This is a genomic window from Fuscovulum ytuae (assembly GCF_029953595.1).
Classification (GTDB): Bacteria; Pseudomonadota; Alphaproteobacteria; order Rhodobacterales; family Rhodobacteraceae; genus Paragemmobacter; species Paragemmobacter ytuae.
The window spans coordinates 1,613,140-1,638,529 of record NZ_CP124535.1; the positions used below are offsets into that span (position 1 = coordinate 1,613,140).

The window sequence follows — 25,390 nt, forward strand, 5'->3', positions numbered from 1 at the left end:
TCCCGCACCCGGAGATGACGGAAAAGCCCGCCTGACCTTCCGACTGCCGGAGATACCGATGCCTGAGTTCCGCAAGATCCTCGTCGCCAACCGGGGCGAGATCGCCATCCGCGTCATGCGCGCCGCCAATGAAATGGGCAAGAAGACCGTCGCCGTCTTCGCCGAAGAGGACAAACTGTCCCTTCACCGCTTCAAGGCAGACGAAGCCTATCGCATCGGCGAAGGCCTGTCGCCGGTGGGCGCCTACCTCTCCATCCCGGAAATCATCCGGGTGGCCAAGATGGCTGGGGCGGATGCCGTCCATCCCGGCTACGGCCTTCTGTCCGAAAACCCCGATTTCGTCGAAGCCTGCGATCAGGCGGGCATCACCTTCATCGGCCCCCGCGCCGAAACCATGCGCGCCTTGGGCGACAAGGCTTCGGCCCGCCGCGTGGCAATCGAGGCGGGCGTCCCCGTCATCCCCGCGACAGAAGTTCTGGGCGATGACATGGCGCTCATCAAGAAACAGGCCGCCGAAGTCGGCTATCCCCTGATGCTCAAGGCGTCATGGGGCGGTGGCGGGCGCGGCATGCGCCCGATCCTGTCGGAAGACGAGCTTGAGACGAAGGTCCGCGAAGGCCGGCGCGAGGCCGAGGCCGCCTTCGGCAATGGCGAAGGCTATCTGGAAAAGATGATCCAGCGCGCCCGCCATGTCGAGGTGCAGATCCTCGGCGACAAGCAGGGCAATGTCTGGCACCTCTGGGAACGCGATTGCACAGTGCAGCGCCGCAACCAAAAGGTCGTCGAACGCGCCCCTGCCCCCTACCTGACGCAGGCCCAGCGCGAAGACGTCTGCGATATGGCCAAGCGCATCACCCAGCATGTCGATTACGAATGCGCGGGCACTGTCGAATTCCTGATGGATATGGATACGGGCAAGTTCTACTTCATCGAAGTGAACCCCCGCGTGCAGGTCGAACATACCGTGACCGAAGAGGTGACGGGGATCGACATCGTCCAAGCCCAGATCCTGATCGAGGAAGGCAAGTCACTGTCCGAAGCGACCGGCGTCGCCTCTCAGGCCGATGTGAAACTGAACGGCCACGCCCTGCAATGCCGGGTGACGACCGAAGACCCGCTGAACAACTTCATCCCCGATTACGGGCGACTGACGGCCTATCGCTCGGCCACTGGAAACGGCATCCGTCTGGATGGCGGCACGGCTTACGCGGGCGGCGTCATCACCCGCTATTACGATTCGCTTCTGGTGAAGGTCACGGCCCATGCCCAGACCCCGGAAAAGGCCATCGCCCGGATGGACCGCGCACTGCGCGAATTCCGCATCCGGGGGGTGGCAACGAATATCGAATTCGTCATCAACCTGTTGAAGCACCCTACCTTCCTTGATGACAGCTACACGACCAAGTTCATCGACACGACGCCCGAACTTTTCGCCTTCAAGAAACGCCGCGACCGGGCGACCAAGATCCTCACCTATATCGCCGACATCACGGTGAACGGGCATCCCGAAACCGCAGGCCGCCCCAAACCGCCGGCCGAGGCGAAGATGCCCAAACCCCCGCGCCTTCTGACGGAAACCCCCGCGACGGGCACCCGTAACCTGTTGGAACAGCAAGGCCCGCAAGCCGTGGCCGATTGGATGAAGGCCCAGAAAAAGGTCCTCATCACCGACACGACCATGCGCGACGGCCACCAGTCGCTTCTGGCCACCCGCATGCGGTCCATCGACATGGTCCGCGTGGCCCCGGCCTATGCCGCCAACCTGCCGCAACTGTTTTCCGTGGAATGCTGGGGCGGCGCCACCTTCGACGTGGCCTATCGCTTCTTGCAGGAATGCCCGTGGCAACGCCTGCGCGACCTGCGCGCCACCATGCCCAACCTGATGACGCAGATGCTGCTGCGCGCGTCGAACGGCGTGGGCTATACCAACTACCCCGACAACGTCGTCCGCGCCTTCGTCCTTCAGGCCGCCAAGACCGGCGTCGATGTCTTCCGCGTCTTCGACAGCCTCAACTGGGTCGAAAACATGCGCGTCGCCATGGATGCGGTGATCGAGGCAAACAAGGTCTGCGAAGGCACGATCTGCTATACGGGCGACATGCTCGACCCGAACAGGTCGAAATATGACCTGAAATACTATGTGGACCGCGCCAAAGAGTTGAAGGCCGCAGGCGCCCATGTTCTGGGGCTGAAGGATATGGCGGGCCTTCTGAAACCCGCCTCGGCCCGCATTCTCGTGAAAACGCTGAAACAGGAGGTGGGCCTTCCCGTCCACTTCCACACGCATGACACATCCGGTGCCGCCGCCGCCACGATCCTCGCCGCCTGCGATGCGGGCGTCGATGCCGTGGATGCCGCGATGGATGCCTTCTCGGGCGGCACCTCGCAGCCCTGCCTTGGGTCTATCGTCGAGGCGCTGCGCCACACCGACCGCGACACGGGCCTCGATATCAAGGCGATCCGCGACATTTCCAACTATTGGGAACATGTCCGCGTGCAATATGCCGCCTTCGAATCCGGCCTGCCCGCCCCGGCCTCCGAGGTCTATCTGCACGAAATGCCCGGCGGCCAGTTCACCAACCTCAAGGCGCAGGCGCGGTCCCTCGGTCTCGAAGAACGCTGGCCCGAGGTCGCGCAGGCCTATGCCGACGCGAACCAGATGTTCGGCGATATCGTGAAGGTCACCCCCTCGTCGAAAGTGGTGGGCGACATGGCGCTGATGATGGTGGCCCAAGGCCTGACCCGTGCGCAGGTCGAAGACGCGAATACCGACGTGGCCTTCCCCGACTCGGTGGTCGACATGCTCAAGGGCAATCTCGGTCAACCTCATGGCGGCTGGCCCGAAGGCATCCTGAAAAAGGTGCTGAAGGGCGAGGCCCCCCTGACCGAACGCCCCGGCAAGACCCTGCCCCCCGTCGATCTGGAAGACACCCGCGCCAAGCTGTCCGCCGAACTGGGCGGCAAGTCGGTGGATGATGAGGATCTCAACGGCTACCTCATGTATCCCAAGGTCTTCCTCGATTACATGGGCCGCCACCGCCTTTACGGCCCCGTCCGCGCCCTGCCCACGAAGATCTTCTTCTACGGCATGGAACCGGGCGAAGAGATCACCGCCGAGATCGACCCCGGCAAGCAGCTGGAGATTCGCCTGCAAGCCGTGGGCGAAACGACCGAGGATGGCGAGGTCCGCGTCTTTTTCGAACTGAACGGCCAACCCCGCGTGATCCGCGTGCCGAACCGCGCCGTGAAGGCCAAGACGGCGGCGCGGCCAAAGGCGCAAGAGGGCAATCCCGGCCATATCGGCGCGCCAATGCCCGGCTCCATCGCCTCCGTCACGGTGACGGTGGGCCAAAAGGTCCGCGCGGGCGATCTTCTCCTGACGATCGAGGCGATGAAGATGGAAACCGGCCTCCATGCCGACCGCGAAGCCACGGTGAAAGCGCTGCATGTTCAGGCTGGCAGCCAGATCGAGGCAAAGGACCTGCTGGTCGAACTCGAATGACAGGATGGGCCATCCGGCCCATCATCCACCCCGACAAAGAACTTTTCCGCGCGGTACCTCACTTTCCCCCTTGAACCCCCCGCGCGGCTTTTATAGATCACCCCTCGTCCAATCGGTGCGGGCGTAGCTCAGGGGTAGAGCATAACCTTGCCAAGGTTAGGGTCGTGAGTTCGAATCTCATCGCCCGCTCCAGTTGGACCAAAGCGCAAGGCCGCCCTTCGGGGCGGCCTTGCGCATTCTGGCCCATCCGTTTTTCTTCTTGCGCCCATCCCCGCCGCACTCTATCACCCGCGCCACGGAGTGCGGGCGTAGCTCAGGGGTAGAGCATAACCTTGCCAAGGTTAGGGTCGTGAGTTCGAATCTCATCGCCCGCTCCAGATCACCACCAGATCGCAGGGATGAAGGTCGCTTAGACCTTCGCACCGCGTGAAAAAGGGGGCCGTCAGCCCCCTCCTCGGCACAATCCTCTCAGCCGACCTAATCCAGCCGCAGCTTCGCGCTGCCGCGCGTGCCGTCCGTTCGGTTAAAGGCCATCACCGCAATGCCATCCTCGACCGACATGAGCGCCTTGGTCTCCACCTCATCCGAACAGGTCAAAGGCACACGGACCGCCGCGCCTTCCCGCGCAGGATGGTCATAGACCCCTTCGCAGACCCAGCCGAACACGCTCTCCAACCGGACCGCCACCCCGGCACCCGATGCGGCCGGTTCCATCGCCACCACGCCCCAGCGCGACTCCAACTCTGCCGCCCCGGCCGCACCCGCCGCGACGAAAATCACCGTGCCAAGGCACAGCCCCCGAATCCCGTGACCCATCCTGTCATCCTCTGCTCATTCCGCCCCGGGGCATGCCTCACCCTTGGGCAATCTGGGGCTATTGCCCTCTGTTTGTGACAGCAGGAGGGCATGGCAGAGGCGCGCGCGTCAAGCCATGGCGTGCCGGTCAGTGAAGGGTGGCAGAAATCCGCCCTGCCGCCGTGCCGGGCGTGACCATGCCAGCCGGCATCGCCTCCCAATTCCCAACAGGCATCAGCGGGGCTGTCGCATCCAGCCGCATCCGCACCGTCCGCAACAGGCGCGACGCCGAGGCCCCGATCAGCGGCGCCTGCACCGCCGGGCCAAGTGCCACTTCCGGCGCGGGCAGCCCCAAGGCGCGATAGGCAGCCCACATCGGCCCGCGCGCCGCCTGCAAGGCCGATTGCAGCTCTCCCATCTCCACCCGCTGGCCCCGTTCCAGCACCGCGACGAAATCGCCCGCCCCGGCATAGGCCATACGGAATCGGACGCCCTTCATCTGCTGCACGATCATGGCCGCCGTCTCGGCCAGAAAATCGCAATATTCCATCCGGTCCAGATGGGCATAGGCCCAAGGCGCGTTCCGCAGCCGGAAGCCCAGCGCCACCGTCCCCGGCAATCCCGCCCAGCCCAGACCCAGAAGGTGGTTCTCAAGCGCCAGATAATCCACCAACCCCACATCCGACCCCGGCAGAACCGGGTCTTCAAAGCGGAAGGCGAAATCCGCCTGATCATGCAGGCTGCCCATATCGGCCGCCAGCGACGCCGACCGTGCCCGCTCGTCCAGAACCGTCGCCACCATCGAAAGCCGCGCACCAAGTTCCAGCTTGTCCAAGGGCTTGTGCAGGAATTCATTCGCCCCCGCCGCCAAGGCCCCCTTCACCCGATCCCGCGCCGTGACCGATGAAATCATGATGATCGGCGTCGTCCGGTGCACTTCCGTCGCCCGCAGCGCCGCGCAAAGCTGCGTGCCATCCATCCCCGGCATCTCCATGTCCAAAAGCAGGACATCCGCCAGCAACTTGCCCTCCGCCGCCAGTTTCGCCACCCGCAAAGGATCGCCAAAGGTGGTGACCGAGGTGGGATCAAGCTCGCGCAGATATTCGCCAAGGATCGAAAGAAAGATCGGGTCGTCATCGACACAGACAATGCGCATGCGGGGTCTCCTGTCCCGGTGAAGTTCCGGACTCATCCGAAAGAGGTAGACGGCATACGAAAGTCCCGTTTAAGGCGAGCGTCAAAAAACTTTCCTCCAGCGCGCCAAAAACGCATGGTCAGCAACCCAAAGCCTAGCCCATCGCCTCGCGTGCGCTTTTCCGCGTATTTATTTGCGAATGCTTCTCATTGCCATTGACTTCTGCGAATGGTTCGCACATCTTTTCCGCATGGCCACCTTGTCACCCTTGCACCGTAACGAAAGCCGATTGCCATGATCGACCGCCGCTCCTTGCTTGGATGTTTTGCCCTCGCACCTTTTGCGGGCAGCCCTGTCTTTGCGGCCAGCGCCGCCCCCACCATCGTGACCACCACGGGCATGATCGCCGACGCCGCCCGCCGCCTTTCGGGCGGCGAGGTGCAGGCCCTCATGGGGCCGGGCATGGACCCGCACGGCCATCGCCCCACCCGCACCGATATTCTGGCCCTGTCGCGGGCCGATGTCATCCTCTGGCACGGCCTGAACCTTGAGGCGCAGTTCGCCGATGTCATGGCCGATCTTGCCCGCAAGACCACGGTCAAAGCCGTGGCCGAAACCCTGTCGCCTGACCAACTGATCGCCGATCCGCAATATGCCGACCGCCCTGATCCCCATGTCTGGTTCGACCCGCGCCTCTGGTCCGATGTCGTCCGCGCCGTCGATGCCGCCCTGACCGGGGCCGGGGTCGATACCGCCGACCGCGCCACCGCCTATCTGGCCGACATCGCCCAGCTTGATGTCTATGCGCGCAAGGCCCTTGCCAGCGTGCCGGAAGGCCAGCGCATCCTTGTCACCGCCCATGACGCCTTCGCCTATTTCGGCCGCGCCTATGGCTGGCGCGTCGAAGGCATCCAAGGCATCTCGACGGAATCCGAGGCAGGTCTTGCCCGGATCGAGGATCTGGTCACGCTGATCGTGGAAAACCGCATCCCGGCGGTCTTTGTCGAAAGCTCCGTCTCTGACCGCACCATCCGCGCCCTGATCGAAGGGGCCGCGGCGCAGGGTCACTATGTCACCATCGGGGCCGAACTCTTCTCGGACGCGATGGGGCCGGAAGGCACCTATGAAGGCACCTATCCCGGCATGATCGATCACAACATCACCGCCATCGCCCGCGCCCTTGGGGGGGATGCCCCCGAACGCGGGATGGCGGGTCGGCTTAACGCAGGAACGTAACGCAGGAACATGATGGCGGGCGCAACCCCAATCCCCATGCCGGAAACGGCACTCGCCATCTCAGGCCTGACCGTGGCCTATGGTTCAGTCCCCGTAGTCGCCACGGTCAGTGCCCGGTTTCCGAAGGGGTCGATGACAGCCGTCATCGGCCCCAACGGGGCTGGCAAATCCACGCTTCTGAAAGCCGCGCTCGGCCTCATTCCCGCTGTGACGGGTGAGGTGCGGGCCTTCGGCGACCCCATCGCCCGCGCCATGCCCCGCATCGCCTATGTGCCGCAGCGCGCGGCGGTGGATTGGGAATTCCCCGCCCGCGTCATCGATGTGGTGCAAATGGGCCTTTACCGCCGCACGGGCCTTTTCGGCCGCCTCACACCCGGCCTGCGGGCCGAGGCGATGGCACAGCTCGACCGTCTCGGCATGGCCGACTTTGCCACCCGCCAGATCGGCGCGCTTTCGGGCGGGCAGCAGCAGCGCGTCTTCCTCGCCCGCGCCTTGGCGCAGGGGGCCGATCTTGTCATCCTCGACGAACCCTTCGCCGGGGTCGATGCCGCGACCGAGGCCGCGATCATCGATGTCCTGCACGGCCTGCGCGCGGAAGGCCGCACCGTCATCGCGGTGCATCATGACCTATCCACCGTCACCGCCTATTTCGACCGCGTGCTGCTTCTGAACCGCCGCGTGATCGCCGAGGGACCAACCGCCAGCACCTTCCGCCGCGACATGGTGGCCGAGGCTTATGGTCACCAACTCCTCACCGCCATCCCCGCCTGACCCATCGCAAAGGAACCGGCCAGCGCCGCCCCGATGCAAGACGCCTTTCTGAATGCCCTCGTCCTGAACGCCGGATACAACGCCGCCCTCGTGGGCATCGGCGCGGCGCTGCTTGGCCTTGCGGCGGGCTGCACCGGGGCCTTTGTCACACTGCGCCGCCGCGCGCTGACATCGGACGCCATGGCCCATGCCACCCTGCCCGGCATTGCGCTGGCCTTCCTCCTGATGGCCGCCACAGGGGCCGATGGGCGCAACCTTGCAGGCCTGATGATCGGCGCGGGCCTCTCTGCCGCGCTCGGCCTTGCTTGGCTGGATCGTCTTGGCCGCACCCGCCTGCCCGAAGATGCCGCCATCGGGGCCACGCTCTCGGTCTTTTACGGGGCGGGGATCGTCCTGATGACAGTGATCCAGAACCTCGCCATAGGCCGCCCGGCGGGCCTTGATTCCGTCCTGCTCGGCTCCACCGCCGGGATGCTGCGCGGCGATGCGATCACGCTGGCCATCGGCGCGGGCCTGACGCTCGCTGTCCTTTTCCTCTTGCGCCGCCCGCTCATCATGACGGCCTTCGATGCTGGCCATGCGCGGATGATGGGGGTGAACACCGCCCTGATGGACCGGGCACTCCTCCTGCTCACGCTCGCCTGCGTGCTTCTGGGCCTGCATGTCGTGGGTCTGATCCTGATTGTCGCGCTGCTGATCATTCCGGCCCTTGCCGCCCGCCTCTGGTCCGACAGGATGGAGGTGGTGGCCATCCTCGCCGGTGCCATCGGCGCGATGGCGGGCTATCTGGGGGCCGCGCTTTCCGTCGCACTCCCCGATCTGCCCACCGGCCCCGCCATCGTGCTGATCGCCTTCGCCACCTTCGCCGCCTCGGCGCTGATCGCCCCCGACAAAGGCATCCTCGCCCAAACCGCCGCCCGCGCCCGCCTGCGCCGCGCGGCCCGGACAGGGGCGGCGTGATGGGGGCGGAATTCATAGCCCTCACCCTACCCCCCCTCGTCGTCGCGACGCTGGCCGGGCTTGCCTGCGCGGCTCCGGGAAACTTCCTCCTGCTGCGCCGTCAGGCCCTTCTGGGGGATGCGATCTCGCATGTCGTTCTGCCGGGTCTGGTCGCGGCCTTCCTCCTGACAGGCTCCGCGGCCCCCCCCGTGATGCTGGCCGGGGCCTTGGCCGCCGCCGCCCTGTCCGCCCTGATGATAGAGATCATCCAGCGCAGCACAGGCGCCGATCCGGGGGCCGCGATGGGCGCGACCTTCACCACCATGTTCGCAGGTGGCGTGCTTCTGCTGGAACTCTCCGGCGCGTCCGGCACCCATCTTGATGTGGAACATGCCCTCTACGGCTCGCTCGAGGCCCTGATCTGGCTTGACGCCACGGGCTGGTCCTCGCTCCTCGACCCTGCGGCGCTGGCAGGCCTTCCCCCGGAATTGCCGCAACTCGCGCTGATCGCGGCGATTGTCCTTGGCCTCATCGCGGCGCTCTGGCGGCCGCTTGTCATTGCCACCTTCGACGAAGGCTTCGCCGCCACCCAAGGCATCCCCGTGCGCGCCTTGTCGCTGGCCCTGACTGGCCTCACAGCCCTTGCCGCCGTCGCGGCCTTTTCCGCTGTGGGGTCAATCCTGACCATCGCCATGCTGGTCTGCCCACCCGCAACGGCGCGGCTCCTGACCGACAGCCTGCCCAGACAGATGGGCCTTTCGCTTCTGATCGCCGCGGCCACCGCCATCCTTGGCACGCTGGCCGCAGGCTACCTGCCACTCCTCATGGGCCTGCCCTTCGCCGTCTCGGCCGCAGGCAGCATTGCCGCCACCTCCGGCCTTTTCCTTGCCCTTGCCGCCGCCTTCGGCCCGCGCCGCCTGCCGCTGTCCCGCATCACCTGACCACCCCGCTTCCCAAAGCCCGCCCCAGCCCATATAAGGCCCCGACACGACAGGGAGCCCGCCGATGCGCAAGGCCGAGATCCATCGCCAGACCGCCGAAACCGAAATCGCCGTCACCGTCGCCCTCGACGGCACGGGGACATATGACAACCACACCGGCGTCGGCTTTTTCGACCACATGCTTGACCAGCTTGCCCGCCATTCGCTGATCGACATCACGGTCAAGGCCGATGGCGACCTGCATATCGACGACCACCACACGGTCGAAGATTGCGGCATCGCACTAGGCCAAGCGCTCACCCGCGCCTTGGGCGACAAGCGCGGCATCCGCCGCTATGGCCATTTCACCCTTGCCATGGATGACGCGCAGGTCAATTGCGCGCTTGATCTGTCGGGGCGGCCCTTCCTCGTCTGGAACCTGCCCTTCCCGACGCAAAAGATTGGAACATTCGACACCGAATTGGTGCGCGAATTCTTTCAGGCCTTCGCCACCCATGGCGGGATCACGCTGCATCTGGACCTGATCCACGGCGTGAACAGCCACCATATCGCCGAGGCCGCCTTCAAGGCCGTCGCCCGCGCCCTGCGCATGGCGGTGGAACCCGACCCGCGCCTTGGGGATGCGCTGCCCTCTACCAAGGGCGCGCTCTGACATCCGGGGCCAAGAATTTTCACTGAAAATTCTTGGCCCCCCGCCGAACGAAGAATTTTCATCCGAAAATTCTTCTCTCTCCCCCGAAGAATTTTCGTCCGAAAATTCTTCGTCCGCGCCGGAGCCGTACTATGCCCCTGACCGTTCTCGTCGATTATGACAGCGGCAACCTCCATTCCGCCGAAAAGGCCTTCCAGCGCATGGCGGCCGAGATGGACGCGGGCGACATCCTCGTGACCTCGCGGCCCGAAGATGTCGCCCGCGCCGACCGGATCGTTCTGCCCGGGGATGGCGCCTTCCCGGCCTGCCGCCGTGCATTGGGCAGCTATGGCGGCCTCTTCGAGGCGATCTCGGACGGCGTCGCGCAAGGCAAGCCGTTCCTGGGCATCTGCGTCGGCATGCAGATGCTGGCGACATGGGGCCGGGAATATGAGGACATGCCGGGTTTCGACTGGATCGGGGGCGAGGTGGCGCGCATCACCCCCGCCGATCCGGCGCTGAAAGTGCCGCATATGGGCTGGAACGACCTGATCCTTGACCGCCCGCATCCCGTTCTCGACGGCATCGCCACTGGCGATCACGCCTATTTCGTCCACAGTTACCAATTCCGCGTGACCGATCCCGCCGATCTTCTGGCCCATGTCGATTATGGCGGCCCGATCACCGCCATCGTGGGACGCGGCACGGTCGTCGGAACCCAATTCCACCCCGAAAAATCGCAAGCCATGGGCCTGCGCCTGATCGGCAATTTCCTACGCTGGGCACCCTGATCCTGACGTCGCTCGGGGTGCAACCGTCAGCAAGATGCAAATTTGGGCCAAGATAAAGGGGCCTTCCCCCCCGCCCAAGACCGCCCGGCGCTTGCACCGTGATGGCGAAGGGCGCATCCTGTGGTTGTATATTTCCCAGTGAACAGGTGTCCCATGTGCCGTTTGCCTGCCCGCGCCCTTCTGGTGGCACTGCTGCTGTCCGCCTGCGCTTCCCCCTCGCCGGAATTCTTTGGCGCATCGAAGACCGCCGTCACCATCGACGGGCGTGCCTTCACCGTCTTTCGCCGCGACAACCGCGTGCAGGTGATCCGCCACGGCTATGCCGCCCCTGCCGCACAACGCGGTATCCCGGAACAGATGCTGCGCGCGGTGGCCGAGGCGACGGGCTGCCGCCCCCTCGGCGATAGTTTCATCGGCGACAGTGGCGAAAGGCGCGGTCGCATAAGCTGCTGACCCGCGCCCAGCCGATCAATTCACCCGTGTCCAGGTGCCGCCATCCCGGCAGATGCCCAGAACGCAGCCCTTGACCGACAGGCCATTCCCGTTCAGTTCCATCTTGGAATTGTAGGTCTTGTCCCGATCCGGGGACCAGACCTTGCCATCCTCATAGGCACCATCGCCTGCGGCCATCATGTCCCAGACGATCCGCTTGCCGACATTGGGGCTTTCCACCTCCGCCCCGGAACTGTCGAAGGCGCGGATCAGCGTGCCGCAAAAGGCCTCGCCACAGGGCTTGATCTCGATATGTCCGAAATTCCCGTTGTCATCGGGTTTCGTCTTCCAAATGCCTTCCACAGGGTCCGCCGCATGGGCCGCCCCGGCAAGGCCAAGACCCATCACGACCGCCATCATCATCCGCTTCATCGGGCAACTCCTCCCAGCTACGCCTCGAACCGCTGCCATCTTCGCCAAGCTTTGCCGCCAATCAAGCCTGACGTTGGGTCGCGCCCCCCTTGCCCTGCCCGCCGCCCCATGCCAAAGCGCAGCCGACCCCAATCGCAGGTGCCCGCGCCATGATCCTTTACCCGGCCATCGATCTGAAAGACGGCAAATGCGTCCGCCTGCTGCGCGGTGAAATGTCGGCGGCCACCGTCTTTGGCGAAGACCCCGCCGCACAGGCCGCAGCCTTTCAGGCCGCAGGCTGCGAGTGGCTGCATCTGGTCGACCTCAACGGCGCCTTCGCGGGGGAACCCGTGAATGGCGCGGCGGTCGAGGCGATCCTTTCCCGCATCACTGTTCCGGCCCAGTTGGGCGGCGGCATCCGCGACATGGCCACCATCGCCCGCTGGCTGGAAAAAGGGCTGGCCCGCGTGATCCTTGGCACGGTTGCCGTGGAAAACCCCGCGCTGGTGCGCGAAGCGGCGCGCGCCTTCCCCGGACGGGTGGCCGTCGGCATCGATGCCCGCAAGGGCCGCGTGGCAACCAAGGGCTGGGCGGAAGAGACCGATGTCATCGCCACCGACCTTGCCCGCAGCTTTGAAGATGCCGGGGTCGCCGCGATCATCTACACCGATATCGACCGCGACGGCGCCATGGGCGGCCCCAATGTCGACGCGACCGAGGCATTGGCCCGCGCCGTCAGCATCCCCGTCATCGCATCAGGCGGCGTGGCCCGGATGGAAGACCTCATCGCCCTGCGCGATACAGGCGTGATCGCGGGGGCCATTTCGGGGCGTGCGCTTTATGACGGGGCCATCGACCTTGCGGCGGCGATCAAGGCGCTCAAGGCCTGACCTGACCGCCAAAGCCGCAAGACAGCCGCGCGCAAAGCCGCTATTCTGCCACCCATGCGCGTTGCCTTTGCCATTCTCGGTGCCCTGCTTCTGCTGTGCCTCCTGCCCCTGCTGATCGCCGCGGCGGCGATCCTGATTGCCCGTGCGGCCGGCTGCATCCCCGATGGCGGGGCCTTTGCCACCTGCCGCATCATGGGCACGGATTGGGCGGATGCGCTGACCACGTCGATCACGCTCCATTGGCTGGGCCTTGTCACCCTGCCCTTCGCCGCCGTGCTGGCGGTGCTTCTCCTTCTCCTCGCGCTCTTCGCGCTGATCCGGCGCGGGCTGCGCTGATCTCTCGCGACCCACTGGCCCTTTCCGCCATCCCCCGCTATGAGGCGGCAAGCCCAAGGATGACCGCCATGCTCAAGACCCGCATCATCCCCTGCCTCGACGTGGCCGATGGCCGCGTGGTGAAGGGCGTGAACTTTGTCGATCTCCGCGATGCCGGCGACCCGGTCGAGGCCGCGCGCGCCTATGATGCCGCTGGCGCGGATGAGCTGTGCTTCCTCGACATCCACGCCACCCATGAAAACCGCGGCACGATGTTCGACCTTGTCACCCGCACGGCGGAACAGTGCTTCATGCCCCTCACCGTGGGGGGCGGGGTGCGGACACCCGAAGATGTGCGCGCGCTCCTGCTTGCCGGGGCTGACAAGGTCAGCTTCAACTCCGCCGCCGTGGCCGACCCGGATGTCGTGGCCCGCAGCGCCGACCGTTTCGGCAGCCAATGCATCGTCGTGGCCATCGACGCCAAGACCACCGCGCCGGGCAAATGGGAGATCTTCACCCATGGCGGGCGCAAACCCACAGGCATCGACGCCGTGGAATTCGCCCGCACCGTCGCCGCGAAAGGGGCGGGCGAAATCCTGCTCACCTCGATGGACCGCGACGGCACAAGGGCAGGCTTCAACCTGCCGCTCACCCGCGCCATCGTCGACGCGGTGCCGATCCCGGTGATTGCCTCCGGGGGTGTCGGCACGCTCGACCATCTTGTCGAAGGCGTCACCATCGGCGGGGCCTCTGCCGTGCTTGCCGCCTCGATCTTCCATTTCGGCGATTACACCATCCGGCAGGCCAAGGAACATATGGCCGCCGCAGGCATCCCCATGAGGCTGACATGACCGCCCTCGACCGCCTCGCCGCCACCATCGCTGCCCGCAAGGGGGCCGATCCCGAAACCTCATGGACGGCCAAGCTCCTGTCCAAAGGCCCCGAAAAATGCGCCGAGAAATTCGGCGAAGAGGCCGTCGAGGCGATCATCGAAGCCGTGAAGGGCGACCGCGAAAAGCTGACCTATGAGGCGGCGGATGTCCTCTACCACCTCCTCGTGATGCTTGCCGCCCGCGATGTGGCGCTTGAGGATGTGCTGGCCGAACTCGACCGCCGCCACGGCACATCGGGCCTTGCGGAAAAGGCCGCGCGGGGCTGATCAGCCCGGCCGAATGTCGTCAAGGAAATCCGCAGCTTCGTTCTAACGCGCCTGGCCGCGCAGAACTCCTGTCCACGACACGGAATTGGTCGCAACCTTCGGTCGCCCCACGACCCCACCGCGCCCTTCCCGGAAACTGCGTCAGTTTCCGACGCGAAATCTGCGCCAGATTTCGCCCCCTCACATCCCCAAACGCGGCATCTCGATTGCCGGGCAGCGATCCATCACCACCGCCACGCCGCGCGCCTCTGCCCGCTCCGCCGCCGCCTCATCCACCACACCCAATTGCATCCACACCGCCTTCAGCCCCGGCAGCACCGCCAAGGCCTCATCCACCACCGCGCCCGCCTCTTCGGACCGCCGGAAAATATCCACCATGTCCACCCCACCGCCGATCTCGGCCAAGGAGGCCCGCACCACCTCGCCCAGCGCGACCTCGCCCGCCTGCCCCGGATTGACCGGGATCACCCGAAACCCCTTGGCCTTCAGGAACGCCGCCACCCGATGGCTTGGCCGCTCCGGCTTGGGCGACCAGCCCACCACGGCAATCGTGCGCGTTTCGGTCAGCAGACGGCGGATATCCTCATCGGTCATGGCTTACCACCAGATGAAAAAGGCGCCCGGGCCTCTGCGGCCGGGCGCCAAGTCGCGGAACGAGGGACAGTGAACGAGACGCGGGTGTTCCGTACCCGCTCCCTGCTCTGTGACATAGATAGCGCAGTCCCGATTTTAAGACCTGTTCCCACATTCGTGAACAAAGCCACGCAGGTCTACCGCTGCGACGCCGCATAAAGCCCAACCGCCGCTGCGTTCGACACATTCAGCGACCCAAAGCCCCCGGCATAGGGGATGCGCGCAATCACATCACAGGTTTCGCGTGTCTTGTCGCGCAGCCCCGGCCCCTCGGCCCCAAGAACCAGTCCCACAGGCCGCGTCCCCACAGAAGCGATGGCCTCGGCCAAGGGCACCGTCCCGTCGCCATCAAGGCCGATCAGAACGAATCCCATCTCCTTCAACTCCACCATCGCATCGGCCAGATTCGTCACCCGCAGATAGGGCTGCCGCTCCAAGGCCCCGCTCGCCGTCTTGGCCAAGGCCCCCGTTTCGGGTGCCGAATGATGGCGCGGCGCGATCACCGCCCGTGCGCCGAAGACTTCCGCCGACCGCAGCACCGCCCCCACATTATGCGGGTCCGTCACCCGATCCAGCAGCACGACCAAGGGCGCCCCCGCCCCCGATATCGCCACATCCGCAAGCTTGCCCCAATTCAGGGGCCGCGCCTCTAGCGCCGCCCCCTGATGCACCGATCCCTCGTCGATAGGCACGTCGAACTTGCGCGGATCGACGATCTCTGCCGTCATCCCGCTTTCGGCAATCGCCGCCTCCAGCCGGTCATGGGCGTTCTTCGTCACCACCAGCCGCAGCTTTTCCCGCGCGGGATTGACCAGCGCGTCCCGCACCGCATGAATGCCGAACAGCCAGACCGTCTCTTTCGCCTCGGCGCGCTTCGCGCGTTCCTTGTCGATCACCCATGTGGGTTTCTTGGCCCCGGTCTTCATGCCCGCATCCCCTTCTCGCTCTCCCCATCCATGTCCCCCGAACCGCCCCGGATGCAAGCGCGATTTCCCGCCGCTTTCCGTCTTGACGCCCCTTCCCCCCTCGGCTATCCCCCGCGTCGCGTCGGGCGACGTGCTGCAAGGTGCGGCAGCGGACTGTAACTCCGCCGGGGAGACCCATGCCTGGTTCGATTCCAGGGTCGCCCACCACTCTCCCCCAAACACGCCCCCCAAATGTGCCGCCCCCGGATGCCCGTGCCCCTCTGGCCATGGCCCGCGCGCATGCCCACACATCTTTTCGCGCCCCTAGCTTCCCGCCCGACGACACGCACCCAAGACGCGGCCCCCACAATTCCCCTGTCGCCCCGCCGCCATTCCTCTGCTACTTCTCCCGCTCATGACAAATGACGCTTCCTTCCGCTTCACCCATGCCATCACCCGCCGCCCGGCGGCCTCCATCACCCATGGCCTGCGCGCGGTCGATACCGGCACGCCCGACCTCGCCACGATGGAGGCGCATCACGCGGCCTATATCGCCACCCTCCGCGCCACGGGGGCCACGGTGATCGAACTCCCCGCCCTCGACGCCTATCCTGACTCGGTCTTCGTCGAGGATACCGCCCTCTGCCTGCCCCAAGGCGCCATCATCATGCGCCCCGGCGCCCCCACCCGTCTGGGCGAAGCGGCCGAAATGGCCCCTCATCTCCGCGCCCTCTACACCACCATCGCGCGCATCGAAGGCCCCGGCACCATCGAAGGCGGCGATATCCTCGTCACGGGCCGCGAAATCCTCGTTGGCCAATCCGCCCGCACCGATGCCGCAGGCATCGCGGAATTGCGCGCCATCGTCACCGCTTGGGGCCATAGCTTGCGCGAGGTGCATACCCCCCCCGGCGTCCTGCATTTCAAGACCGACTGCTCGCTTCTGGATGGCGATACCATCCTCTCTACCGAACGCCTCTCTGCCTCGGGCTGCTTTGACGGCTACAAACTGATCCACACCGCCCCCGGCGAAGAGGCCGCCGCCAACACGATCCGCTTCAATGACGTGGTCCTGATGCCCGCAGGCTTCCCCGGCACGCGCGCGCGGATCGAAGCGGCAGGCTACAACGTGGCCGAGATCGGCAATTCCGAATGCGCCAAACTCGACGGCGGCATGTCCTGCCTATCCCTCCGCTTCACCCCGTCCTGACTGACCAAAGGCGTCAAAGGTGACCGTGTTCAACATCCTCTGCATCGGCCAAGCCGGACGGCTGCAATACGAGGCCATCCTCCTTGCCGCGTCCCTGCGCGCCCATGCGCCGGGCTTCCAAGGCCGCCTTCTGATCGCCACCCCGCGCCCCGGCCTCCTGTGGGGCAAGGAAAACCCGCAGATCACCGATCCCGCCACCCTCGACCTCCTCGCCGATCTGGGGGCCGAGGTGATCCCCTTCGACAGCCGCGCCTTCGGCGCCCGCTACCCCCATGGCAACAAGATCGAGGCGCTGGCCCATATCCCCGACGCGCCCTTCCTCTTTCTCGACACAGACACGATCATCACGGGCGACATCTCCACCCTCGCGCCCGATTTCACCCGCCCCTCCGCCAGCATGAAACGCGAAGGCACCTGGCCACAGATCGAACTCTACGGCCCGGACTACTCCGATATCTGGGGCAGCCTCTATCGCCGCTTCGGCCTTGATTTCGAAAGCAGCCTCGACCTGTCCCAACCCGACGAATACTGGCAGCGCTATCTCTATTTCAACGCAGGCTGGTTCTTTCACGAAAGCCCCCACCGATTTGGTGCGCTCTTCCTGAAATACGCCACCGAAATCGCCCGCGACCCGGGTCCGGCGCTGGTCTGCCAAGCGCTTGACCCATGGCTCGATCAGGTGGCGCTGCCCCTCGTGATCCATGCCTTGGGCGGTGGCCGCCCGGGGCCAGACCTCGCAGGCCTCGACGGCCCCCTCACCTGCCACTGGCGCATCCTCCCCCTCTTCTTCGCCCGCGAAAGCGATGCCGCCGTGGCCGCCATGCAGACCGCCGCCGCCGACCCCAAGGTCAAGGCAATCCTGATGCAATACCCGCCCTTCAAGAAGATGCTCTACAAGGGGCAGGGGCAGGACGTGCGCGCCCTCTTCGACCGCGCCAACCTGCCGCGCAAGGAACAGGCGATCCGCAACGCCATCAAACGCGCTGGCCTCTGGGTCCGTTGACGCCGAAAGGCGCGGCAGACGCCCCCGCCCTTCCATCCCCGCCGGGCTGCATCTTGGCCCAAAGACGCGCTGCCCCGCCCCATCGCAGCGCAGCGCCACACATCGCCCGCAGGACGGGGTTCCTCCCCGCCGCACCCAGCCGCCCCCGTCACATCTCCATCCCCAGCACCGGGATCAACGACGCCACCAACAGCCCCGCCATCCCCCAATTGAACGCCCGCAGCCGCCCCGGCCCCTGCAACCAGCGCCGCACGCCCTGCCCGGCCGCCGCCCAGACCGCAACGCTCGGCAGGTTCACCGCCGCAAAGACCGCCGCCACCGCCGCATAGGCCCCAACCGACGGCTCCGGCACATAGGCCGCCACCGCACCCAGTGCCATGGCCCATGCCTTCGGGTTCACCCATTGAAACGCCGCCGCCTGAAGAAAACTCATCGGCCGCCCGGCGGCCTTGCCCTCCCCCGGCGCGCCGGACCGGGCGATCTTCCACGCCAGCCACAGCATATAGCCCACCGCCGCCACCTTCAGTGCCATCAGCGCAAAAGGATGGGCCAGAAACACCCCCGCCACACCCAGCCCCACCAGAAACACCATCACCGAATGCCCGACCGAGATGCCAAGCATATGCGGCACCGTCCGCCGCAGCCCGAAATTCACCCCAGAGGCCAAAAGCATCATATTGTTCGGCCCCGGCGTGACCGAGGTGACGAAGGCAAAGCCCAGAAGGGCAAGGAAAAGCTCATATGTCATGCCGCAATCCATGCCATGAAACCCGCGCCGCAGGATTGCAAATGCCGCGCTTCGGGTGCAATCTGCACAACAAATGACGAAAATTGACGCCATAAACGCCCGCATCTTGCAGGAACTCCGCCGCGATGGCCGGATCGCCAACCTGACCCTTGCCGAACGGGTCGGCCTCTCCCCCTCCGCCTGCCTCCGCCGGGTGCAAGAGATGGAAAGGTCCGGCCTCATCAAGGGCTACCGCGCTGTGCTTGATCCCGCCCAGCTCGGCATCGGCTTCACGGCCTATGTGACCGTCGGCCTCAACACCCATACCAAGGCCAGCCAAGAGGCCTTTGAACGCGCCGTCGCCCGCGCCCCGCAGGTCACCGAATGCCACAACATCACCGGAACGGTGGAATATCTGCTGCGCGTCGATTGCGCCGACCTCGCCGCCTACAAGCACTGGCACACCGATGTGCTGGGCACGCTGCCGCAGGTGCAATCCATCACCACCTTCGTCGTCATGGGCAGCCCCAAAGACGACCGCGCCTGACGCCCCGCGCCCTGCCCGGGCTTGACCCCCGCCCTACCCAGTTTCCGATGCGCAGGCCCTGAAGGATCAAACCCAACAGAGGCGGCACCCCGTCTTGCCCCGTTAAGGTTAACGCCCTGCCCGCGCCCCTTCACCTTGGCCCAAATACTCAAAAGCCCCGCCCGACACTCGCGCTACGCCCAAAGGACAAAGTCAAGGCCCGCCACCCTACCGCCCCGTTAAGGTTAACGCCCTGCCCCGCCCCTTCACCTTGGCCCAAATACTCAAAAGCCCCGCCCGACACCCGCGCCAAGGCCCACAGGCAAAAGACCCCCCGCCCCAACGAAAAAAGAGACATCCTCCTTCAGGCCACCGCGCCAAGATCTGTGCAGCCACGCACCCTTAACCATAATTGGCGGCCCCTGCCTGCCCGAAATTGTATGCACAGTTTGCTGCACAAAAGGCGGCACAAATCCCGGCACAAGCCTTGCCAGCCAAACCCCTGAATCAGCTTGCGAAAACCGCCTCCAGCGTCGGGACTCCCTTAACCTCGATCGGGTTGCCCGACGGGTCGCGGAAGAACATTGTCCACTGCTCCCCCGGCTCTCCCTGAAACCGCACCTGCGGCTCCAGCACGAACTCCACCCCCGCCGCCTGCAGCCGCGCCGCCAATTCCTGCCACTTCGGCAAATGCAGCACCAAGCCGAAATGCGGCATCGGCACCAGCTTCTCGCCCACCCGTCCCGTGGCGGCATTGGCCATGGGCTCGCCCAGATGCAGGCTCAACTGATGGCCGAAGAAATCGAAATCCACCCATGTCGGCGCCGACCGCCCCTCGGCGCAGCCCAGGATCCCGCCATAGAATCCCCGCGCGGCGTCCAGATCCGTCACATGGATCGCCAGATGAAACGGCGTCAGCATGGTCTTTCCTCCCGTCATTCGCCCAAAGCCGAGACTAGCCTTCCCCCCGCCCCCCGCAAGGCGAAAAACCGGACCCCCAAACCCTTGGAAATGGAGAGGATTCCCCTTTCTTGCACGGCCCCCTTCACAGCCTGCCCGCCATCCCCTACCCTCGCCCGCGATTGCAATCCTTGGGAGGGGAACCCGATGTCCGACGACCGCCAGCTAGCCTTCGAGACGCTCCAGATCCATGCGGGCACCGCCCCCGATCCCGCCACCGGCGCGCGTCAGGTGCCGATCTATCAGACCACGGCCTATGTCTTTCGCGATGCCGACCACGCCGCGAAACTCTTCAACCTGCAAGAGGTCGGCTATATCTATTCCCGCCTGACGAACCCCACCGTCTCGGCGCTCGCCAACCGCGTCTGCGCGCTCGAAGGCGGGGCGGGGGCGATCTGCTGCTCGTCGGGCCATGCCGCGCAAATCATGGCGCTTTTCCCGCTGATGGGACCGGGCAAGAACATCATCGCCTCCACCCGCCTCTATGGCGGCACGATGACCCAGTTCAGCCAAACCATCAAACGCTTCGGCTGGTCCACCAAATTCGTCGATTTCGACGACCTCGCCGCAATCGAGGCGGCGGTCGATGATGACACCCGCGCCATCTTCTGCGAATCCATAGCAAATCCGGGGGGTTACATCACCGACCTCGACGCCGTGGCGGGCGTGGCCGACAAGGTCGGCCTGCCGCTGATCGTCGACAACACCTCCGCCAGCCCCTATCTCTGCCGCCCCATCGAACATGGCGCGACGCTGGTGGTGCATTCCGCCACCAAATACCTCACCGGCAATGGCACGGTGACGGGCGGGATCGTGGTCGATAGCGGCAAGTTCGACTGGTCCAAGTCGGGCAAGTTCCCCTCGCTTTCGGAACCCGAACCCGCCTATCACGGGCTGGCCTTCCACCCCGCGCTGGGGCCGATGGCCTTTACCTTCCACTCCATCGCCGTGGGCCTGCGCGACCTTGGCATGACGATGAACCCGCAGGGCGCACATTACACGCTGATGGGGATCGAAACCCTGTCGCTGCGCATGGACCGCCATGTCGAAAACGCCCGCAAGGTGGCGGAATGGCTCGAAAAAGACCCGCGCATCGATTACGTCACCTATGCGGGCCTGCCCTCGTCGCCCTATCATCACCGCATGGCGCGCATCTGCCCGAAGGGGGCGGGGGCTCTTTTCACCTTCGCGGTCAAGGGCGGCTACGACGCCTGCGTCAAGCTGATCGACAATGTGACGCTTTTCTCCCATGTGGCGAACTTGGGCGACACCCGCTCTCTCATCATCCATTCGGCCTCGACCACACACCGCCAGTTGACCGAAGAGCAGCAGATCAAGGCCGGGGCCGCGCCCAATGTGGTGCGCGTCTCGATCGGGATCGAGAATGCCGATGACATCATCGCCGATCTGGATCAGGCCTTGGCCAAAGCCACTGCTTGATCGAAAGTGAAAAAGGGGGCGCGGTTTCCCGCGCCCCTTGCTCTGCGAAATGCAGGAAATATCCAACCGCTACTGAGCGATTTCCCATGTGATGGTGACATTCGCCGTCACCCCGACCTCGCCACCCTCGACCGGAACCGGGGCATCTGCCATCGCGGCCTCCATCCGAAACATCGGCGCAGGTGGCATATATCCGCCGCCCTCGCTGATCGAAACGATCCGCCCCAGTCCCACGCCCGCCGCCTGCGTCAACAACTCCGCCCGCGCCCGCGCCGCAGCCACCGCCGCCTTGCGCGCCTCGTCCAGCGCAGGTTCCGGCTCGGCCATCCCAAAGCTGATCCCGTTCAACGTATTGGCCCCATCCGTGATCGCCGCATCCAGCACGCCCCCAAGGCGGGCCATCTCGCGCACCCGGATTTGCACAACATTCGTGGCGACATAGCCCTGTATCATCGGCATCGACGACCCATCGCCATGTGACCAGCTGGGGTTCAGGTTCAAGGTCGATGTCTGGACATCGCGCCCCTCTACCCCCGCCGCCTTCACGCGGTCCAGCACCGCCGTCAAGGCAGCCGTATTGGCCGCCATCGCATCGGCGGCCGTCACGCCTTGCGTTGTCACGCCAAGGCTGATCGTGGCCAGATCGGGGGCCGCCGTCACCGTGCCTTCCCCTGTCACCGTGATCGTGGCAGGGGCCACTTCGGCCAGCGCCAGCCCCGGCAAGGCCAGCGCCACCGAAAAGAAAATTGCCGAAAGAACACGCATGTCAAAGCTCCTCGTGATCGGATTTGCACATTTTCCACCTCGGAAAGGCGGCCAGTCCAGTCAGGATATCGTGTCCTTGCCTTTCCTTCGGCAAAAAGCTGCTGTAGATAATTGCGCAATCTCGGCCTGTCATTCCCGCCGTGCCGCAAGCTGTGCTAGACCCGCGCCATGAAGCCGAATTTCGCCCTGCACTTCACCGATGACAGCATTGCGCTGCTGCACCGTACGCGGCGCGGCTGGGCTGAAATCGGGGCCACCCCCTTTGATACCGACGATCTGCCTGCCGCCCTCGCCGCCCTGCGCGCCAAGGCCGAGGCGCTTGAACCCACGGGCATCACGACGAAACTCGTCATCCCGAATTCCCAGATCAAATATATCGAGGTGCAGGCCCCCGGCCCCGACGCCGCCAAGCGCCGCGCGCAGATCGTCGCCGCATTGGAAGGCCAAACCCCCTATGACGTGGCCGATCTGGTCTGGGATCACTGGGGCAAGGGTCCGACGGTGCAGGTCGCCGTCCTTGCCCGCGAAACGCTGGACGAGGCGGAAGGGTTTGCCCTATCGAACGGCTTCAACCCCGTCTCCTTCGTGGCCATCCCCGATGATCCCGCCTATGGCGGTGAGCCGTGGTTCGGCCCCTCGGCCCATTCCGCCAGCCTTCTGAAGGCAGGGGAAAAGGTCGAACGCGATCAAGACCCAATCCGCCTCGCTTCCGCGCCCTTCCCGGCCCCCCCGGAAGCCGCGCCCGAAGCGCCGACCGACGCTGTTGCTGAAACTGCGGCCCCGGATGTGGCAGCAGAGGCTCCGCCAGAGGCGCAACCCAGCGAACCGCCGCCCGCCAACACCCCGGTTGACGCCCCCGCAGAGGCACAGGCCGAGCCTGTTGCCCAGCCCGCGCCCAACCCCGAACCCGTCGAACCGGTCGCAGAAACCACCGCACCCGATCCGGGGCCGGTACTCGCTGACCAGACAGCCCCCGAAACCGCCGAAAGCCTGCAAGACGACCTCGCTGCCGCCCTCCAGCCCGAGCCTTCGCTTTCCGAAGCAACGGTGGACCCGGCAGCCATCGCCGCGACCCTTGCCCCGGCAGATGTGCCCTCGCAGCCCTCGGTCCTCGACAGCGCGATCCCCGATGTCGATGAGGCGCCGATGGCCATCGACGTGGCGGAAGAAACCATCGACGACCGTGCGGCGATCCGCAAACCCGCGGCCTCGGTCCTTGTCGATCCGTCGGTCGAGGATGAACTGCCGCCAATGCCATCCGGCCCGGCGCTCGCCGCCTATGGCCGCCGTGGTGGTGATCTGGCCGATGACCTGCCGCCCCCGGTGGCCGAACGCACACCCCCCCGGCCCGCGCCCGCCGCCGCACCCGTGGTGCCGCCCCGCAAAGAGGGCAAGGCCGACCGTCCGGCAGGCGTCCGCCCGCCCCCGAAATTCAGCTATGAGACCCCCGGCGAAAAGCCCGCCGCTCCGCCCGCCAAGGCCTTGCGCGGCTTTGGATCCTTGGTGACCGCCCCCTCCATCCCCGGTGGCCGCAAGGCCAAGGTTGTGGCCCCCATTGCCACCGCCGCCGCGACCGCCGCCGCCGCCGCCGCTGCCGCCGCCGCGACAACCGCCGACGGCGGCGCACCCGCCACGGCCAAACGCCCCGTCGGCCTTGGAACCAGGCCGATGCCCGTGCGCGGCAAGCCCCGTCATCTGGGCCTGATCCTGACAGGGCTTCTTCTCATCATGCTCGCCCTCGCGGCAGGCCTTTCCACCTATTACGTCAGCTGGCGCGATCAGCCGACCGAGGCCGAGGTGGAGGTCGCCGCCGCCGATCCGGCCCCGGCCGCCGAAGACAGCACGCTTCCCGCCCCGGAAGACGAAATGCTGGCCGATCTCGTCGATCCGGCCGAGATTGAGGCCACCGCCGAAGACGAAGCCGCCGCCGATGGCGTGGTGATGCAGGCCATCGACCCGAATGCCGCTCCAATCGATAGCGCCGCACCTGCCGCAGACCTTGCCGCTGCACCCGCCACTGACCTTGCCGTCGCACCGGAACCCACCCCGGAACCGGCACCGGCCACCACCATCGTTGCCGCCGACCCGGCCCCTGCCAGCCCCGGCACGGAACCGCAGGACGAAATCTTCCTCGCCGCCTCTGACGCAGCACCGCGCACGGTCGATCCGGTGGCCCTGCCCCAACCCGCCGCGCTTGGCGACGCGCCACCAGCGGCGCAACAGCCGCCGCCACCCTTCGGCACGGTCTACCAGTTCGACGAAAACGGTCTGATCCGTGCCACGCCCGAGGGGATCGTCACCCCCGAGGGCGTTCTGCTTACGGCGGGCACGCCGCCGCGCACCCCGCCCGAACGCCCGGCCTCCATCGCCGAGGCCGCCGCCGCCGCTGCGATTGACGCGGCCTTGGCCGCGCGCAACGCGGCACCGGAAACCGCCGACCCGCAAACCGCGACCGAAGTCGCGGTTCCCCCTGCGGAAGAACAATTCGTCATCCCCGCCGATCCGACCTTGGCCGACAACCGCCCGCTGCCCCGGCCCGCAAACCTCGTGCCGCCCGCCGCACCCACCGAAACCGCGACCGAGGATGATGCCGCCCTCTCGCCGGAACTCGCCACCCGCCTTGCGAGCGTTCGCCCCGCCGCCCGCCCCGGCACCCTTGCCGCCGAGGCCGTCGCCGCTGGCCTGATCGCCCCCGCCACCGCCTCCAACAACGGCAGCCTCGCCCTCATCGCGCCCGAAGGCACCGTCACCCCCATCGGACTTGCCATCTCGCGCCGCCCCGCCGCCCGGCCCGAAGACATGAACCGCGCCGTGGAAGAGGCCGTCGCCGCCGCGATCCGCCAGCCCGATCCGACCCCGGTTCCCGAAGACGACGCCCCCTATGCCGTCGAGGAAAACGAACCCGAGGTCGCCTCCGCCGCCCCGCGCATCCCCTCCTCGGCAAATGTGGCCAAACAAGCCACCGTCCGCAACGCGATCGACCTGCGCGACATCAACCTGATCGGCGTCTACGGCACCTCGTCGCAACGCTATGCCCTCGTCCGCAACCCCAATGGCCGCTATGTGAAGGTCGAGGTGGGCGACCGTCTCGATGGCGGCCGCGTCGCGGCCATCACCGCCTCGGAACTGCGCTATGAAAAGCGCGGTCGTATGGTGGTCCTCGAACTTCCCAACAGCTGATCCGTCGCAGTCTGCAACGCTTGCGCTGACGCCCCGCTTCGGCGCATCCTTGGCATGATCGGCCCGCCAGCAGGCCATCCCATGACAGCACGA

Annotated in this window: 25 protein-coding genes and 3 tRNA genes; 20 read left to right on the plus strand and 8 right to left on the minus strand. The window is 66.0% G+C overall.

The features are described from left to right. Window positions 1-58 precede the first annotated feature (58 nt). The 3 genes from QF092_RS07750 (at window position 59) to QF092_RS07760 (ending at window position 3,879) form a co-directional block, all read left to right on the plus strand. Complete coding sequence (locus QF092_RS07750) at window positions 59-3,502, plus strand: pyruvate carboxylase (RefSeq protein ID WP_281469128.1); 3,444 nt, start codon at window positions 59-61, stop codon at window positions 3,500-3,502. Window positions 3,503-3,619: 117 nt separating this feature from the next. Next, a tRNA-Gly gene (locus tag QF092_RS07755) sits at window positions 3,620-3,694 on the plus strand. Between the two features lie 110 nt (window positions 3,695-3,804). Beyond that, window positions 3,805-3,879 (plus strand) — tRNA-Gly (locus QF092_RS07760). Between the two features lie 100 nt (window positions 3,880-3,979). Here QF092_RS07760 and QF092_RS07765 read toward each other — a convergent pair. Together QF092_RS07765 and QF092_RS07770 are read right to left on the minus strand one after the other, a co-directional pair. Continuing rightward, on the minus strand, window positions 3,980-4,318 hold the full coding sequence (locus QF092_RS07765) for a hypothetical protein (RefSeq protein WP_281469129.1): 339 nt from the start codon (window positions 4,316-4,318) through the stop codon (window positions 3,980-3,982). A gap of 127 nt (window positions 4,319-4,445) precedes the next feature. Continuing rightward, on the minus strand, window positions 4,446-5,453 hold the full coding sequence (locus tag QF092_RS07770) for a response regulator (protein ID WP_281469130.1): 1,008 nt from the start codon (window positions 5,451-5,453) through the stop codon (window positions 4,446-4,448). Between the two features lie 273 nt (window positions 5,454-5,726). Here QF092_RS07770 and QF092_RS07775 point away from each other — a divergent pair, with 273 nt between their 5' ends. The 7 genes from QF092_RS07775 to QF092_RS07805 all read left to right on the plus strand — a co-directional run bounded on the left by QF092_RS07775 (window position 5,727) and on the right by QF092_RS07805 (window position 11,194). Beyond that, window positions 5,727-6,668: a metal ABC transporter solute-binding protein, Zn/Mn family gene (locus tag QF092_RS07775; protein ID WP_281469131.1), complete on the plus strand. Its 942-nt coding sequence runs from the start codon at window positions 5,727-5,729 to the stop codon at window positions 6,666-6,668. Window positions 6,669-6,704: 36 nt separating this feature from the next. Next, entirely contained in the window at window positions 6,705-7,439 is a 735-nt protein-coding gene (locus QF092_RS07780) for a metal ABC transporter ATP-binding protein (RefSeq protein ID WP_281469132.1), read from the plus strand. A 33-nt stretch (window positions 7,440-7,472) separates the two neighbouring features. Further along, window positions 7,473-8,399 carry a metal ABC transporter permease gene (locus tag QF092_RS07785; protein ID WP_281469133.1) on the plus strand — a complete coding sequence of 309 codons (927 nt, stop codon included), beginning with the start codon at window positions 7,473-7,475 and terminating at the stop codon, window positions 8,397-8,399. After that, the gene (locus QF092_RS07790) at window positions 8,399-9,319 is read left to right on the plus strand and encodes a metal ABC transporter permease (RefSeq protein ID WP_281469134.1); all 921 of its coding nucleotides are present in this window, start codon (window positions 8,399-8,401) and stop codon (window positions 9,317-9,319) included. The genes QF092_RS07785 and QF092_RS07790 overlap by 1 nt, the downstream gene beginning before the upstream one ends. 64 nt (window positions 9,320-9,383) lie before the next feature. Beyond that, window positions 9,384-9,971 (plus strand): imidazoleglycerol-phosphate dehydratase HisB, encoded by a 588-nt coding sequence (hisB, locus tag QF092_RS07795; protein WP_281469135.1) that lies wholly within the window; start codon window positions 9,384-9,386, stop codon window positions 9,969-9,971. Window positions 9,972-10,102: 131 nt separating this feature from the next. After that, window positions 10,103-10,741: an imidazole glycerol phosphate synthase subunit HisH gene (gene hisH / locus QF092_RS07800; protein WP_281469136.1), complete on the plus strand. Its 639-nt coding sequence runs from the start codon at window positions 10,103-10,105 to the stop codon at window positions 10,739-10,741. Between the two features lie 153 nt (window positions 10,742-10,894). Beyond that, a complete protein-coding gene (locus tag QF092_RS07805) occupies window positions 10,895-11,194 on the plus strand; it encodes a hypothetical protein (RefSeq protein ID WP_281469137.1) in 300 nt (99 codons plus the stop codon). A gap of 15 nt (window positions 11,195-11,209) precedes the next feature. Here QF092_RS07805 and QF092_RS07810 read toward each other — a convergent pair whose 3' ends face one another. After that, a complete protein-coding gene (locus QF092_RS07810) occupies window positions 11,210-11,605 on the minus strand; it encodes a DUF2147 domain-containing protein (RefSeq protein ID WP_281469138.1) in 396 nt (131 codons plus the stop codon). Window positions 11,606-11,754: 149 nt separating this feature from the next. On the opposite strand from QF092_RS07810, the gene hisA reads away from it, so the two are divergent. From hisA to QF092_RS07830, 4 genes are all read left to right on the plus strand, one after another. Further along, a complete protein-coding gene (gene hisA / locus QF092_RS07815; RefSeq protein WP_281469139.1) occupies window positions 11,755-12,474 on the plus strand; it encodes a 1-(5-phosphoribosyl)-5-[(5-phosphoribosylamino)methylideneamino]imidazole-4-carboxamide isomerase in 720 nt (239 codons plus the stop codon). Window positions 12,475-12,528: 54 nt separating this feature from the next. Further along, window positions 12,529-12,810, plus strand: a complete 282-nt coding sequence (locus QF092_RS07820) for a hypothetical protein (RefSeq protein WP_281469140.1) — start codon at window positions 12,529-12,531, stop codon at window positions 12,808-12,810. Between the two features lie 68 nt (window positions 12,811-12,878). Continuing rightward, complete coding sequence (hisF, locus tag QF092_RS07825) at window positions 12,879-13,640, plus strand: imidazole glycerol phosphate synthase subunit HisF (RefSeq protein ID WP_281469141.1); 762 nt, start codon at window positions 12,879-12,881, stop codon at window positions 13,638-13,640. Continuing rightward, window positions 13,637-13,948, plus strand: a complete 312-nt coding sequence (locus tag QF092_RS07830; RefSeq protein WP_281469142.1) for a phosphoribosyl-ATP diphosphatase — start codon at window positions 13,637-13,639, stop codon at window positions 13,946-13,948. Before hisF ends, QF092_RS07830 begins: the two co-directional genes overlap by 4 nt. 180 nt (window positions 13,949-14,128) lie before the next feature. Here the strand turns inward: QF092_RS07830 and QF092_RS07835 are convergent, their stop codons facing one another. Then, window positions 14,129-14,542, minus strand: a complete 414-nt coding sequence (locus tag QF092_RS07835) for a CoA-binding protein (protein WP_281469143.1) — start codon at window positions 14,540-14,542, stop codon at window positions 14,129-14,131. 176 nt (window positions 14,543-14,718) lie between these two features. Beyond that, entirely contained in the window at window positions 14,719-15,507 is a 789-nt protein-coding gene (gene rlmB / locus QF092_RS07840; protein WP_281469144.1) for a 23S rRNA (guanosine(2251)-2'-O)-methyltransferase RlmB, read from the minus strand. A 123-nt stretch (window positions 15,508-15,630) separates the two neighbouring features. Here rlmB and QF092_RS07845 point away from each other — a divergent pair. From QF092_RS07845 to QF092_RS07855, 3 genes are all read left to right on the plus strand, one after another. After that, window positions 15,631-15,714: transfer RNA gene (locus tag QF092_RS07845), tRNA-Tyr, on the plus strand. Window positions 15,715-15,901: 187 nt separating this feature from the next. Beyond that, window positions 15,902-16,696: a dimethylarginine dimethylaminohydrolase family protein gene (locus QF092_RS07850; RefSeq protein WP_281469147.1), complete on the plus strand. Its 795-nt coding sequence runs from the start codon at window positions 15,902-15,904 to the stop codon at window positions 16,694-16,696. Window positions 16,697-16,715: 19 nt separating this feature from the next. Beyond that, window positions 16,716-17,699, plus strand: coding sequence for a hypothetical protein (locus QF092_RS07855; RefSeq protein WP_281469149.1), 984 nt, complete (start codon window positions 16,716-16,718; stop codon window positions 17,697-17,699). A 148-nt stretch (window positions 17,700-17,847) separates the two neighbouring features. Here QF092_RS07855 and QF092_RS07860 read toward each other — a convergent pair whose 3' ends face one another. Next, window positions 17,848-18,447, minus strand: a complete 600-nt coding sequence (locus QF092_RS07860) for a LysE family translocator (RefSeq protein ID WP_281469150.1) — start codon at window positions 18,445-18,447, stop codon at window positions 17,848-17,850. Window positions 18,448-18,520: 73 nt separating this feature from the next. On the opposite strand from QF092_RS07860, the gene QF092_RS07865 reads away from it, so the two are divergent. Next, entirely contained in the window at window positions 18,521-18,973 is a 453-nt protein-coding gene (locus QF092_RS07865; protein ID WP_281469152.1) for an Lrp/AsnC family transcriptional regulator, read from the plus strand. A 486-nt stretch (window positions 18,974-19,459) separates the two neighbouring features. Here the strand turns inward: QF092_RS07865 and QF092_RS07870 are convergent, their stop codons facing one another. Next, window positions 19,460-19,873, minus strand: a complete 414-nt coding sequence (locus QF092_RS07870) for a VOC family protein (protein ID WP_281469154.1) — start codon at window positions 19,871-19,873, stop codon at window positions 19,460-19,462. A gap of 186 nt (window positions 19,874-20,059) precedes the next feature. On the opposite strand from QF092_RS07870, the gene QF092_RS07875 reads away from it, so the two are divergent. Continuing rightward, entirely contained in the window at window positions 20,060-21,352 is a 1,293-nt protein-coding gene (locus QF092_RS07875; protein WP_281469156.1) for an O-acetylhomoserine aminocarboxypropyltransferase/cysteine synthase family protein, read from the plus strand. A 69-nt stretch (window positions 21,353-21,421) separates the two neighbouring features. On the opposite strand, the gene QF092_RS07880 is transcribed toward QF092_RS07875, so the two are convergent. Then, entirely contained in the window at window positions 21,422-22,117 is a 696-nt protein-coding gene (locus QF092_RS07880) for an SIMPL domain-containing protein (RefSeq protein ID WP_281469158.1), read from the minus strand. Between the two features lie 168 nt (window positions 22,118-22,285). On the opposite strand from QF092_RS07880, the gene QF092_RS07885 reads away from it, so the two are divergent. Then, the gene (locus QF092_RS07885) at window positions 22,286-25,297 is read left to right on the plus strand and encodes a translation initiation factor 2 (protein WP_281469160.1); all 3,012 of its coding nucleotides are present in this window, start codon (window positions 22,286-22,288) and stop codon (window positions 25,295-25,297) included. Window positions 25,298-25,390: the final 93 nt, after the last annotated feature.

Excerpts from the sequence above, each read along its gene's own strand:
- QF092_RS07750 (WP_281469128.1), top strand. The coding sequence starts at position 59 with ATGCCTGAGTTCCGCAAGATCCTCGTCGCCAACCGGGGCGAGATCGCC.
- QF092_RS07765 (WP_281469129.1), bottom strand. The coding sequence starts at position 4,318 with ATGGGTCACGGGATTCGGGGGCTGTGCCTTGGCACGGTGATTTTCGTC.
- QF092_RS07770 (WP_281469130.1), bottom strand. The coding sequence starts at position 5,453 with ATGCGCATTGTCTGTGTCGATGACGACCCGATCTTTCTTTCGATCCTT.
- QF092_RS07775 (WP_281469131.1), top strand. The coding sequence starts at position 5,727 with ATGATCGACCGCCGCTCCTTGCTTGGATGTTTTGCCCTCGCACCTTTT.
- QF092_RS07780 (WP_281469132.1), top strand. The coding sequence starts at position 6,705 with ATGCCGGAAACGGCACTCGCCATCTCAGGCCTGACCGTGGCCTATGGT.
- QF092_RS07785 (WP_281469133.1), top strand. The coding sequence starts at position 7,473 with ATGCAAGACGCCTTTCTGAATGCCCTCGTCCTGAACGCCGGATACAAC.
- QF092_RS07790 (WP_281469134.1), top strand. The coding sequence starts at position 8,399 with ATGGGGGCGGAATTCATAGCCCTCACCCTACCCCCCCTCGTCGTCGCG.
- hisB (WP_281469135.1), top strand. The coding sequence starts at position 9,384 with ATGCGCAAGGCCGAGATCCATCGCCAGACCGCCGAAACCGAAATCGCC.
- hisH (WP_281469136.1), top strand. The coding sequence starts at position 10,103 with ATGCCCCTGACCGTTCTCGTCGATTATGACAGCGGCAACCTCCATTCC.
- QF092_RS07805 (WP_281469137.1), top strand. The coding sequence starts at position 10,895 with ATGTGCCGTTTGCCTGCCCGCGCCCTTCTGGTGGCACTGCTGCTGTCC.
- QF092_RS07810 (WP_281469138.1), bottom strand. The coding sequence starts at position 11,605 with ATGAAGCGGATGATGATGGCGGTCGTGATGGGTCTTGGCCTTGCCGGG.
- hisA (WP_281469139.1), top strand. The coding sequence starts at position 11,755 with ATGATCCTTTACCCGGCCATCGATCTGAAAGACGGCAAATGCGTCCGC.
- QF092_RS07820 (WP_281469140.1), top strand. The coding sequence starts at position 12,529 with ATGCGCGTTGCCTTTGCCATTCTCGGTGCCCTGCTTCTGCTGTGCCTC.
- hisF (WP_281469141.1), top strand. The coding sequence starts at position 12,879 with ATGCTCAAGACCCGCATCATCCCCTGCCTCGACGTGGCCGATGGCCGC.
- QF092_RS07830 (WP_281469142.1), top strand. The coding sequence starts at position 13,637 with ATGACCGCCCTCGACCGCCTCGCCGCCACCATCGCTGCCCGCAAGGGG.
- QF092_RS07835 (WP_281469143.1), bottom strand. The coding sequence starts at position 14,542 with ATGACCGATGAGGATATCCGCCGTCTGCTGACCGAAACGCGCACGATT.
- rlmB (WP_281469144.1), bottom strand. The coding sequence starts at position 15,507 with ATGAAGACCGGGGCCAAGAAACCCACATGGGTGATCGACAAGGAACGC.
- QF092_RS07850 (WP_281469147.1), top strand. The coding sequence starts at position 15,902 with ATGACAAATGACGCTTCCTTCCGCTTCACCCATGCCATCACCCGCCGC.
- QF092_RS07860 (WP_281469150.1), bottom strand. The coding sequence starts at position 18,447 with ATGACATATGAGCTTTTCCTTGCCCTTCTGGGCTTTGCCTTCGTCACC.
- QF092_RS07865 (WP_281469152.1), top strand. The coding sequence starts at position 18,521 with ATGACGAAAATTGACGCCATAAACGCCCGCATCTTGCAGGAACTCCGC.
- QF092_RS07870 (WP_281469154.1), bottom strand. The coding sequence starts at position 19,873 with ATGCTGACGCCGTTTCATCTGGCGATCCATGTGACGGATCTGGACGCC.
- QF092_RS07875 (WP_281469156.1), top strand. The coding sequence starts at position 20,060 with ATGTCCGACGACCGCCAGCTAGCCTTCGAGACGCTCCAGATCCATGCG.
- QF092_RS07880 (WP_281469158.1), bottom strand. The coding sequence starts at position 22,117 with ATGCGTGTTCTTTCGGCAATTTTCTTTTCGGTGGCGCTGGCCTTGCCG.
- QF092_RS07885 (WP_281469160.1), top strand. The coding sequence starts at position 22,286 with ATGAAGCCGAATTTCGCCCTGCACTTCACCGATGACAGCATTGCGCTG.